A 13,193-nucleotide genomic window follows, 5' to 3' on the forward strand; every position below is an offset into this window, starting at 1 on the left:
GAAAGATTTTTTTGAACATCCGCTGCTTGAAGAGCAGTCGATGCTAATTGAGCAGGCCCAAAAGGATTCTTTTTCTTTCATTTCCGCTGTTCCCGGATCTGGTTCTTATGCTTTGTCATCGTCCCAGCGCCGATTATGGATATTGAGCCAGTTTCCTGAGGCGAATGTGGCATACAATATGCCCGGTGTTTATGTTTTCAGCGGTTCGGTGAACGCGGATGGTCTTTTTCACAGTTTTTCACAGCTGCAGGAGCGGCATGAGATCCTGCGTACGGTTTTCCGGGAGGATGGTGAGGGTGTTGTCCGTCAGGTTGTTCTTACTTCGTCTGAGAGCGGTTTCTTTCTTGAGCAGCGGGACCTTCAGGGAAAAGATGCTTCTTTTGTCGATTCGGTTGTCGAGTCCGATTTTGTTCGTCCCTTTGATCTTTCGTCAGGCCCTCTTTTCCGGGCTGGTCTTTACCGTGTATCGCAGGACCGCTGGGTCTTCACCTATGTGATGCACCATATCATAAGCGATGGCTGGAGCATGGGTATACTTATCCGTGAGCTTCTTTCTCTCTACAACAGTTATGTTCTTGGTGAAGAGAACGCTTTGCCTCCCTTGCGTATCCAGTACCGGGATTACGCCGCCTGGCAGCAGGCCGAGTTGTCGGGTTCCCGTTATGAGGAACACCGTTCCTACTGGCTGGACCATCTGTCGGGTGAGCTTCCTGTTCTTGAGCTCTTAGGTGGCCGAGCCCGCCCATCGGTAAAGACATACAATGGTGGTGTTGTACACCGTATGCTCGGTTCAGATCTGAGCAGTGGCCTGAGATCTTTGAGCCAGGAACGGGGCGCTACGCTTTTCATGGGCCTACTGGCGTGCGTTAATGTTCTGCTATACCGCTACAGCGGCCAGAGCGATCTGATCATAGGTACGCCTATGGCCGGTCGTGAGCATTCTGACCTTGAGGACCAGATCGGTTTCTATGTGAATACGGTAGCACTACGGAGCCGTTTTTCGGGTTCGGATAGTTTTCTTGAACTGGTTGACCATGTCCGTGGGTAAGCCTTGGGGCCTATGAGCACCAGGCCTATCCGTTCGATGAGCTGCTGGAAGAACTTCACCTGCAGCGTGACATGAGCAGGAGCCCCCTGTTTGATATTATGGTAGTTTTGCAAAATGAAGAAAGCGAAACCTCTAAAAATATACAAGGAATTTCCATTTCCAACCATAATACTAAGCAATATCAGATTAGTAAATTTGACTTGACCTTCAAATTTTACTGGGTAGGACATCACCTTGCTTTTAATCTTGAATACAACAGTGACATTTATGATGAGCCGGCGATGTTGCGTATGTCTGGCCATTTTGAGCATCTCCTTTCCGGCCTGTTGTCCAGTCCGGATGCTCCCGTTGGGGATATTGATTACCTTGGTACTGTGGAGCGTTCGCTGTTATTGGGGGATTTCAATTCGACAGGTTCAGACTATCCGCGGGACCGCAGTATAGTTGATCTTTTCGAGGAGCAGGTTCTGCTCTGCCCCGAGCATACAGCAGTAGTTTTTGGTTCAGTGCGTCTGAGCTACAGCGAACTGAACATGCTTTCCAACCGTCTTGCCCATTATCTCCGGGAGGTCCATGGCATCGGTGCGGGCGATCTTGTGGGGATCCTTCAGGACCGCAGTGATTTGCTGATCGTTTCTATTCTGGGTGTTCTTAAATCTGGAGGGGCCTATGTTCCCATCGACCCTGACTATCCCCGGGAGCGGATTGATTACATGCTAAAGGACAGTGGATGCGGAATCCTTCTCACGCAGACCGAATATGTCTTTGGTCTGGAATCTTTTCCGGGCGAACTTTTCGCTGTCGATATCCAGCTATCAGGTCTGGATACCTCGGCAGAGAACCCTGTAGGAGTTTCTGGGGCTGATGACCTTGCGTATGTGATCTACACTTCGGGTTCGACCGGAACCCCAAAAGGTGTAATGATTGAACAAAAGGGTGTTGTGCGTTTAATAAGACAAACAAATTATATTTTAATTGAAAAAGATGATGTTATTTTAAGTTTATCGAATTTTTCCTTCGATGGTTTTGCGTTTGATATTTTTACAGCTATTTTAAATGGTGCATCAATCGTCATAACTCCAAGTAATGTTTTAACTGATTTAGATAACTTAAAAAGTGTAATTAAAGCCAATAATGTAAGCCAATTTTTAGTTACGACTGCTTTATTTAATGTGCTTGCTGAGAATTTAATTCTTGAAGATACAGATGTCAAAAATATATTTTTTGGTGGCGAAAAGGTTTCTGTGAACCACGTAAAAAAGTTTAAGATTCAAAATAAACAAATTAAGCTAACACACCTTTATGGGCCGGCAGAAAATACAACTCTTTCTACGTGGTTTCTAATAGAAAAGGTTGATCCAGATGTTTCATCGATTCCTATCGGGCGTCCTATTTCAAACAGCCGTGTTTATATACTTGACGTTTCGGGCCATCTTTGCGGTATCGGCATTCCGGGTGAGATCTGTGTTTCCGGTGCGGGGCTAGCGCGGGGCTACCTTAACCGTCCCGAGCTGACTGCGGAGCGTTTTGTTCCGAACCCTTATCTGGCTGGGGAGCTGATGTACCTTACGGGTGACATCGGGCGCTGGCTGCCTGACGGTAACATTGAGTTCCTTGGGCGTGCTGATGACCAGGTGAAGGTCCGTGGTTACCGGATCGAGCTTGGTGAGATCGAGAGTGTTCTCCAGGGTCATGCGGATGTTGATTCGTGTGTTGTGGTTGCACGTGAGAACAGTTCGGGGGATAAGGACCTTATCGCTTATGTGGTGGGTTCGGAAGGCCTTGACGTATCGGTCCTGCGGGGCTACCTTGGGGGCATCCTTCCCCAGTACATGGTTCCCGGCCATTATGTGGGTCTTGCCTCTCTTCCGCTGACGCCAAACGGTAAGGTGGACCGCCGTTCCCTTCCGGATCCAGAGGGGCTTGAGCTTGGCAGCGGGAGGGAGTATGTTGCTCCGCGCACAGAGACGGAGCGTGCACTGGTTTCTGTTTATCAGGACGTGCTCAAAAAAGCAGGTATTGGCATACGCGAAGACTTTTTTGCTTTAGGAGGGGATTCGATAAAATCCATCCAGGTGGTTTCCCGATTGAAACAACAGGGTTATTCGCTGACGATCCAGGATGTTTTGCTCTATCCTGTCATAGAGGAACTATCTCTGTATGTTCGGTCTGTCAGCCGTTCTGTAGACCAGGGGGTTTTCCAGGGGGTTATTCCCTTGAGCCCTATCCAGCATTATTTCCTTGGAGGCAGCTCTGGGGATAAGCACCATTATAACCAGTCTGTTCTTTTGAGCAGCAGTGAGCCTATTTCGCCCGAAGGTCTCCGCGCATGCCTTGGGCACCTTGTTCTTCACCATGACAGCCTCCGTATGGTATACTTTCAGGATGAGCATGGCTGGGTTCAGGAGAATCTTGGCAGTGAGCAGGGCTTTTCATTGGATATACTGCCATATGAGCCCGGGGCATCCTTTGTTTCAGCCTGTGAGTCTGTTCAGTCTGGTATAGATCTTGGTACGGGACCTCTACTGAAAGCCTGTCTTTTTCAGGGCGACGGTTCCGATCGCCTTCTTCTGGTGGTACATCACCTGGTTGTGGACGGTGTTTCCTGGCGTATTCTCTTTGAGGATCTTTCGGTTCTTTATAGCCAGTACAGCTCGGGCAATGCGTTGGTCCTTCCAGCTAAAACTGATTCCTTTGGTTATTGGCAATCGGTCCAGATGGATTATTCTCTCAGTCCGCGCTTGTCCGGGGAGTCTGCCTACTGGTCTTCGTTAGAGGATGCCGGTGCGGATCTGCTTCCAATGGACAAGCCCGGGGGCAGCAATCTTGTTTCCGATGGGGCTTCCTGCTCCTTTACCCTTGGTTTGGAGGAGACTTCGCGCCTGCTTACGGAGTGTTATAGTTCATACCGTACCGATATAAATGATATTTTGCTCACTGCGCTGAGCCTTGGGCTGACAGATGTTTTTGGACTTGACCGTGTTATGGTTAAGCTTGAGGGTCATGGCCGTGAAGATATAGGGGGGGATACGGATATTAGCCGCACGGTGGGCTGGTTTACCACGATGTACCCTGTTGTTTTCGATATGGGTTACCGTACAGATACAGTCCGTCAGCTTATCGAGGTGAAGGAGAGCCTTCACCGGGTTCCCAATAAGGGCATCGGTTACGGCATCCTCCGTTATCTGTGCGGATGTGACTACCGTCTATCTCCCGGGATAAGCTTCAATTACCTTGGGGACTTTGGCTCTGGGCTGGACAATGGGCAGGGCAGTTCTCTTTTCCGTTTTTCCGGGGATTACCATGGCAGCCCTGTTTCCGGTCACCGGGAACGGGATTCTGTACTTTCTGTTTCTGGTCTTATGGTGGATGGCCGTATGAACCTTTCGATTAATTACAGTAGGGAGCAGTTCCATGAGGAAACAATTCAGGGGCTCCTCTCTGCCTACCGGTCACGTCTGAACAGCCTTATCGGGATCTTATCATCTGAAACCGGCCATCATCCGACCCCTGTGGACCTTACCTTTAAGGGGCTTGAGATAGAGGATGTACTGAAGCTGGACAGTTCTGTCGGTCTGGAGGATGTGTATCCTTTGAGCCCCCTTCAACAGGGGCTATATTATCACTGGGCCTCTTCGCCTACTTCTGAGGTTTATTTTGAACAGATGAGCTATCGGGTTGAAGGGCTTCTTGATGTGGATAAGATCGAATCTAGCTATCGTTCCCTTGTATCCCGTCATGCTGTTCTTCGTACTTTCTTTACGCAGGATTATGGAGACCGCCTGCTTCAGGTTGTGGCCAGGTCGTTTTCGGGGGGATTCAGTTATATTGATGCTTCCGGGGATCCCCATTTCTCTATTTCGGATTTCAAGGAGGGGGACCGTTCCCTTGGCTTTGACCTGCATCAGGGCTCACAGATGCGCCTGAGTGTTGTTTTTCTTGGGGATGGCCGGTATGAGTTTGTCTGGAGCCACCACCACATATTGATGGACGGCTGGTGCGTGGGCATACTGATCAAGGAATTTTTTGGATTTTATTATAATTCACTGGAAGGTATGCCTACCGAACTGGGGCGTCCCCACCTTTACTCAAGATATATAGAATGGCTAGGTGCTGTCGATGAGAAAAAGAGCCTGGGATACTGGACGGACTATCTGAATGGATATAATACCTTGTCGGTATTGCCCAAATCAAAGAAAGGTAATGGTGGTGCCAGAAAAGAGCAGGTTCTTACAATTGATGGGGACATCCGTTCCAGCCTCCGCTCGCTGTGCATCGAGCTGGGGGTAACCGAGAATACTTTTGTTCAGGCAGCCTGGGGTCTTCTGCTGGGCCGCTATAACAATACTGATGATGTTGTTTTCGGTTCGGTCGTATCGGGCCGTCCGGCAGATATAGAGGGGATTGAGGATATGGTTGGGCTATTTAGCAACACGATCCCGGTAAGGGTCCGTGCCCGTGGCGGGATGTGCTTCCGGGATCTGCTGAAAGAGGTTCAGCAGGAGGCGATTTCCGGGATGGAACACCATTATGTTCAACTGGCAGAAATCCAGTCTTTGTCTGGGGTTGGGGGAGCTCTTTTCGACCATATACTGGTATTCGAAAACTACCCCGTACAGGAAATTATTTCCCAGGGACAAGATAATGCTGAGAATGACCTTTGTATTGATCAATCCAGCATTTATAACGAAAATAGTTTTGATCTTAATGTTATTATAATCCCCGGGGACAATCTGGTTGTCAAGCTGGCATATAACGACAGTATCTATGAAGACGCTATGATTGAACGTCTCAAAGTACATCTGCTAACCTTAATAACTTCAGTCTTGTCCAGTCCGGATGCTCCCGTTGGGGATATTGATTACCTTGGTACTGTGGAGCGTTCGCTGTTATTGGGGGATTTCAATTCGACAGGTTCAGACTATCCGCGGGACCGCAGTATAGTTGATCTTTTCGAGGAGCAGGTTCTGCTCTGCCCCGAGCATACAGCAGTAGTTTTTGGTTCAGTGCGTCTGAGCTACAGCGAACTGAACATGCTTTCCAACCGTCTTGCCCATTATCTCCGGGAGGTCCATGGCATCGGTGCGGGCGATCTTGTGGGGATCCTTCAGGACCGCAGTGATTTGCTGATCGTTTCTATTCTGGGTGTTCTTAAATCTGGAGGGGCCTATGTTCCCATCGACCCTGACTATCCCCGGGATCGGATTGATTACATGCTAAAGGACAGTGGATGCCGTGCTGTTCTGGATTCGGATGAGATCAGCCGTTTTGTTTCCTGTTCTGAAGATTACCGTGCAGAGAACCCTGTAGGAGTTTCTGGGGCTGATGACCTTGCCTATGTGATCTACACTTCGGGTTCAACGGGAAATCCAAAAGGTGTAATGATAGAACATAGAAATATAGTTAATTATATTTGGTGGTTTATTAGAAATAAAAACAATAATTATAATACGGTATTATTAGCTGATATTAATTTTGACGGAGTAAAAACTGCTCTTTTTGGAGCTTTATTATCTGGAAATAGTGTTCATGTGATAGCAAAAGACCTGCTCTATAATCCTATTGATCTGTCTAACTATATCGCTGGAAATAATATAGGCTTTCTAAAAATCATACCCTCTCTTTTAAAAGTTTTACTCTCTAAGGAAGAAAGCTTCAAAATTATTGCAAATGCCCAAAATTTGAAGTTACTGGTAATAGGAGGTGAAAAGATCGATATTAATGATGTCGTGAAAATAATGACTCAGAGTAATCGGATTAGGATAATGAATCATTACGGTCCTACGGAGTCAACCGTGGGTGTCATCGTGAATGAAGTGGAAAAGGTTGATCCAGATGTTTCATCGATTCCTATCGGGCGTCCTATTTCAAACAGCCGTGTTTATATACTTGACGTTTCGGGCCATCTTTGCGGTATCGGCATTCCGGGTGAGATATGTGTTTCCGGTGCGGGGCTAGCGCGGGGCTACCTTAACCGTCCCGAGCTGACTGCGGAACGTTTTGTTCCGAACCCTTATCTGGCTGGGGAGCTGATGTACCTTACGGGTGACATCGGGCGCTGGCTGCCTGACGGTAACATTGAGTTCCTTGGGCGTGCTGATGACCAGGTGAAGGTCCGTGGTTACCGGATCGAGCTTGGGGAGATCGAGAGTGTTCTCCAGGGTCATGCGGATGTTGATTCGTGTGTTGTGGTTGCACGTGAGAACAGTTCGGGGGACAAGGACCTTATCGCTTATGTGGTGGGTTCGGAAGGTCTTGACGTATCGGTCCTGCGGGGCTACCTTGGGGGCATCCTTCCCCAGTACATGGTTCCCGGCCATTATGTGGGTCTTGCCTCTCTTCCGCTGACGCCAAACGGTAAGGTGGACCGCCGTTCCCTTCCGGATCCAGATGGGCTTGAGCTTGGCAGCGGGAGGGAGTATGTTGCTCCGCGCACAGAGACGGAGCGTGCACTGGTTTCAATCTGGCAGGATGTACTTGGAAAGGAGGGGATTGGGGTAAAAGACAACTTCTTCGAGCTTGGGGGGCATAGTTTGAAAGTTATCCTTCTTAGCGGACAGATACACAAAAAAATGGACATACGGCTTGCCCTGAAAGATTTTTTTGAACATCCGCTGCTTGAAGAGCAGTCGATGCTAATTGAGCAGGCCCAAAAGGATTCTTTTTCTTTCATTTCCGCTGTTCCCGGATCTGGTTCTTATGCTTTGTCATCGTCCCAGCGCCGATTATGGATATTGAGCCAGTTTCCTGAGGCGAATGTGGCATACAATATGCCCGGTGTTTATGTTTTCAGCGGTTCGGTGAACGCGGATGGTCTTTTTCACAGTTTTTCACAGCTGCAGGAGCGGCATGAGATCCTGCGTACGGTTTTCCGGGAGGATGGTGAGGGTGTTGTCCGTCAGGTTGTTCTTACTTCGTCTGAGAGCGGTTTCTTTCTTGAGCAGCGGGACCTTCAGGGAAAAGATGCTTCTTTTGTCGATTCGGTTGTCGAGTCCGATTTTGTTCGTCCCTTTGATCTTTCGTCAGGCCCTCTTTTCCGGGCTGGTCTTTACCGTGTATCGCAGGACCGCTGGGTCTTCACCTATGTGATGCACCATATCATAAGCGATGGCTGGAGCATGGGTATACTTATCCGTGAGCTTCTTTCTCTCTACAACAGTTATGTTCTTGGTGAAGAGAACGCTTTGCCTCCCTTGCGTATCCAGTACCGGGATTACGCCGCCTGGCAGCAGGCCGAGTTGTCGGGTTCCCGTTATGAGGAACACCGTTCCTACTGGCTGGACCATCTGTCGGGTAAGCTTCCAGTTCTTGAGCTCTTAGGCGGCCGAGCCCGCCCATCGGTAAAGACATACAATGGTGGTGTTGTACACCGTATGCTCGGCTCAGATCTGAGCAGTGGCCTGAGATCTTTGAGCCAGGAACGGGGCGCTACGCTTTTCATGGGCCTACTGGCGTGCGTTAATGTTCTGCTATACCGCTACAGCGGCCAGAGCGATCTGATCATAGGTACGCCTATGGCCGGTCGTGAGCATTCTGACCTTGAGGACCAGATCGGTTTCTATGTGAATACGGTAGCACTACGGAGCCGTTTTTCGGGTTCGGATAGTTTTCTTGAACTGGTTGACCATGTCCGTGGGGTAAGCCTTGGGGCCTATGAGCACCAGGCCTATCCGTTCGATGAGCTGCTGGAAGAACTTCACCTGCAGCGTGACATGAGCAGGAGCCCCCTGTTCAATATACTGGTGGATTTTCATGACCTAAGAGAGCGGGGTTCAATAAAAGAATTGAGTTACAATAGTCTAAATGTCGAGCCATATAAAAATATAGAGCGCGGTATCAGTAAGTATGATATAACTTTTTATTTTAGCTTATCTGTTCAAGGGCTTGGTTTATCCATTGAATACAACAGTGACATTTATGATGAGCCGGCGATGTTGCGTATGTCTGGCCATTTTGAGCATCTCCTTTCCGGCCTGTTGTCCAGTCCGGATGCTCCCGTTGGGGATATTGATTACCTTGGTACTGTGGAGCGTTCGCTGTTATTGGGGGATTTCAATTCGACAGGTTCAGACTATCCGCGGGACCGCAGTATAGTTGATCTTTTCGAGGAGCAGGTTCTGCTCTGCCCCGAGCATACAGCAGTAGTTTTTGGTTCAGTGCGTCTGAGCTACAGCGAACTGAACATGCTTTCCAACCGTCTTGCCCATTATCTCCGGGAGGTCCATGGCATCGGTGCGGGCGATCTTGTGGGGATCCTTCAGGACCGCAGTGATTTGCTGATCGTTTCTATTCTGGGTGTTCTTAAATCTGGAGGGGCCTATGTTCCCATCGACCCTGACTATCCCCGGGATCGGATTGATTACATGCTAAGGGACAGTGGATGCGGAATCCTTCTCACGCAGACCGAATATGTCTTTGGTCTGGAGTCTTTTCCGGGCGAACTTTTCGCTGTCGATATCCAGCTGTCAGGTCTGGATACCTCGGCAGAGAACCCTGTAGGAGTTTCTGGGGCTGATGACCTTGCGTATGTGATCTACACTTCGGGTTCGACGGGTATGGCCAAAGGCTGTTCAGTCACGATGTCGAGTCTTTTCAATTATGTTCATTGGAGTAACGGTTATTATTTCGAGGGCCTTGAGTCGGTGAATTTCGGTTTTTATACCTCTCTGTCCTTTGACCTTACCATAACGAGTATTTTTTGTTCTTTAACGCAGGGTGGGATATTAACTGTGTATGGTTCGTATGAAGAACTTACGGATATTTTTTCTTCTGTTTTTAGTGATGATAGTTTTGTTAACTGTATTAAGCTGACGCCTTCGCATATCCATGTATTAGCGCATCTCAGTCTCAGTTCATCAACTGTGTCCCGCGTAATTATTGGCGGTGAGCAGGTATTATCCTTTCATATAAAAACACTGAAAGAACTTGGCGGTTCTTTGATGCGTATCTATAATGAATACGGTCCTACGGAGTCAACCGTGGGTGTCATCGTGAATGAAGTGGAAAAGGTTGATCCAGATGTTTCATCGATTCCTATCGGGCGTCCTATTTCAAACAGCCGTGTTTATATACTTGACGTTTCGGGCCATCTTTGCGGTATCGGCATTCCGGGTGAGATCTGTGTTTCCGGTGCGGGGCTAGCGCGGGGCTACCTTAACCGTCCCGAGCTGACTGCGGAGCGTTTTGTTCCGAACCCTTATCTGGCTGGGGAGCTGATGTACCTTACGGGTGACATCGGGCGCTGGCTGCCTGACGGTAACATTGAGTTCCTTGGGCGTGCTGATGACCAGGTGAAGGTCCGTGGTTACCGGATCGAGCTTGGTGAGATCGAGAGTGTTCTCCAGGGTCATGCGGATGTTGATTCGTGTGTTGTGGTTGCACGTGAGAACAGTTCGGGGGATAAGGACCTTATCGCTTATGTGGTGGGTTCGGAAGGCCTTGACGTATCGGTCCTGCGGGGCTACCTTGGGGGCATCCTTCCCCAGTACATGGTTCCCGGCCATTATGTGGGTCTTGCCTCTCTTCCGCTGACGCCAAACGGTAAGGTGGACCGCCGTTCCCTTCCGGATCCAGAGGGGCTTGAGCTTGGCAGCGGGAGGGAGTATGTTGCTCCGCGCACAGAGACGGAGCGTGCACTGGTTTCTGTTTATCAGGACGTGCTCAAAAAAGCAGGTATTGGCATACGCGAAGACTTTTTTGCTTTAGGAGGGGATTCGATAAAATCCATCCAGGTGGTTTCCCGATTGAAACAACAGGGTTATTCGCTGACGATCCAGGATGTTTTGCTCTATCCTGTCATAGAGGAACTATCTCTGTATGTTCGGTCTGTCAGCCGTTCTGTAGACCAGGGGGTTTTCCAGGGGGTTATTCCCTTGAGCCCTATCCAGCATTATTTCCTTGGAGGCAGCTCTGGGGATAAGCACCATTATAACCAGTCTGTTCTTTTGAGCAGCAGTGAGCCTATTTCGCCCGAAGGTCTCCGCGCATGCCTTGGGCACCTTGTTCTTCACCATGACAGCCTCCGTATGGTATACTTTCAGGATGAGCATGGCTGGGTTCAGGAGAATCTTGGCAGTGAGCAGGGCTTTTCATTGGATATACTGCCATATGAGCCCGGGGCATCCTTTGTTTCAGCCTGTGAGTCTGTTCAGTCTGGTATAGATCTTGGTACGGGACCTCTACTGAAAGCCTGTCTTTTTCAGGGCGACGGTTCCGATCGCCTTCTTCTGGTGGTACATCACCTGGTTGTGGACGGTGTTTCCTGGCGTATTCTCTTTGAGGATCTTTCGGTTCTTTATAGCCAGTACAGCTCGGGCAATGCGTTGGTCCTTCCAGCTAAAACTGATTCCTTTGGTTATTGGCAATCGGTCCAGATGGATTATTCTCTCAGTCCGCGCTTGTCCGGGGAGTCTGCCTACTGGTCTTCGTTAGAGGATGCCGGTGCGGATCTGCTTCCAATGGACAAGCCCGGGGGCAGCAATCTTGTTTCCGATGGGGCTTCCTGCTCCTTTACCCTTGGTTTGGAGGAGACTTCGCGCCTGCTTACGGAGTGTTATAGTTCATACCGTACCGATATAAATGATATTTTGCTCACTGCGCTGAGCCTTGGGCTGACAGATGTTTTTGGACTTGACCGTGTTATGGTTAAGCTTGAGGGTCATGGCCGTGAAGATATAGGGGGGGATACGGATATTAGCCGCACGGTGGGCTGGTTTACCACGATGTACCCTGTTGTTTTCGATATGGGTTACCGTACAGATACAGTCCGTCAGCTTATCGAGGTGAAGGAGAGCCTTCACCGGGTTCCCAATAAGGGCATCGGTTACGGCATCCTCCGTTATCTGTGCGGATGTGACTACCGTCTATCTCCCGGGATAAGCTTCAATTACCTTGGGGACTTTGGCTCTGGGCTGGACAATGGGCAGGGCAGTTCTCTTTTCCGTTTTTCCGGGGATTACCATGGCAGCCCTGTTTCCGGTCACCGGGAACGGGATTCTGTACTTTCTGTTTCTGGTCTTATGGTGGATGGCCGTATGAACCTTTCGATTAATTACAGTAGGGAGCAGTTCCATGAGGAAACAATTCAGGGGCTCCTCTCTGCCTACCGGTCACGTCTGAACAGCCTTATCGGGATCTTATCATCTGAAACCGGCCATCATCCGACCCCTGTGGACCTTACCTTTAAGGGGCTTGAGATAGAGGATGTACTGAAGCTGGACAGTTCTGTCGGTCTGGAGGATGTGTATCCTTTGAGCCCCCTTCAACAGGGGCTATATTATCACTGGGCCTCTTCGCCTACTTCTGAGGTTTATTTTGAACAGATGAGCTATCGGGTTGAAGGGCTTCTTGATGTGGATAAGATCGAATCTAGCTATCGTTCCCTTGTATCCCGTCATGCTGTTCTTCGTACTTTCTTTACGCAGGATTATGGAGACCGCCTGCTTCAGGTTGTGGCCAGGTCGTTTTCGGGGGGATTCAGTTATATTGATGCTTCCGGGGATCCCCATTTCTCTATTTCGGATTTCAAGGAGGGGGACCGTTCCCTTGGCTTTGACCTGCATCAGGGCTCACAGATGCGCCTGAGTGTTGTTTTTCTTGGGGATGGCCGGTATGAGTTTGTCTGGAGCCACCACCACATATTGATGGACGGCTGGTGCGTGGGCATACTGATCAAGGAATTTTTTGGATTTTATTATAATTCACTGGAAGGTATGCCTACCGAACTGGGGCGTCCCCACCTTTACTCAAGATATATAGAATGGCTAGGTGCTGTCGATGAGAAAAAGAGCCTGGGATACTGGACGGACTATCTGAATGGATATAATACCTTGTCGGTATTGCCCAAATCAAAGAAAGGTAATGGTGGTGCCAGAAAAGAGCAGGTTCTTACAATTGATGGGGACATCCGTTCCAGCCTCCGCTCGCTGTGCATCGAGCTGGGGGTAACCGAGAATACTTTTGTTCAGGCAGCCTGGGGTCTTCTGCTGGGCCGCTATAACAATACTGATGATGTTGTTTTCGGTTCGGTCGTATCGGGCCGTCCGGCAGATATAGAGGGGATTGAGGATATGGTTGGGCTATTTAGCAACACGATCCCGGTAAGGGTCCGTGCCGTGGCGGGATGTGCTTCCGGGATCTGCTGAAA

Annotated in this window: 2 protein-coding genes; both read left to right on the plus strand. The window is 49.3% G+C overall.

The features are described 5' to 3' along the window. Window positions 1-40 precede the first annotated feature (40 nt). A complete protein-coding gene (locus tag H9L23_RS27045; protein ID WP_394355254.1) occupies window positions 41-1,048 on the plus strand; it encodes a condensation domain-containing protein in 1,008 nt (335 codons plus the stop codon). Window positions 1,049-1,107: 59 nt separating this feature from the next. Then, a complete protein-coding gene (locus H9L23_RS07670; protein WP_262892390.1) occupies window positions 1,108-13,191 on the plus strand; it encodes a non-ribosomal peptide synthetase in 12,084 nt (4,027 codons plus the stop codon). Window positions 13,192-13,193: the final 2 nt, after the last annotated feature.

The sequence above is a fragment of the Pedobacter roseus genome (assembly GCF_014395225.1).
GTDB classification, from domain to species: Bacteria; Bacteroidota; Bacteroidia; order Sphingobacteriales; family Sphingobacteriaceae; genus Pedobacter; species Pedobacter roseus.

Excerpts from the sequence above, each read along its gene's own strand:
- H9L23_RS27045 (WP_394355254.1), top strand. The coding sequence starts at position 41 with ATGCTAATTGAGCAGGCCCAAAAGGATTCTTTTTCTTTCATTTCCGCT.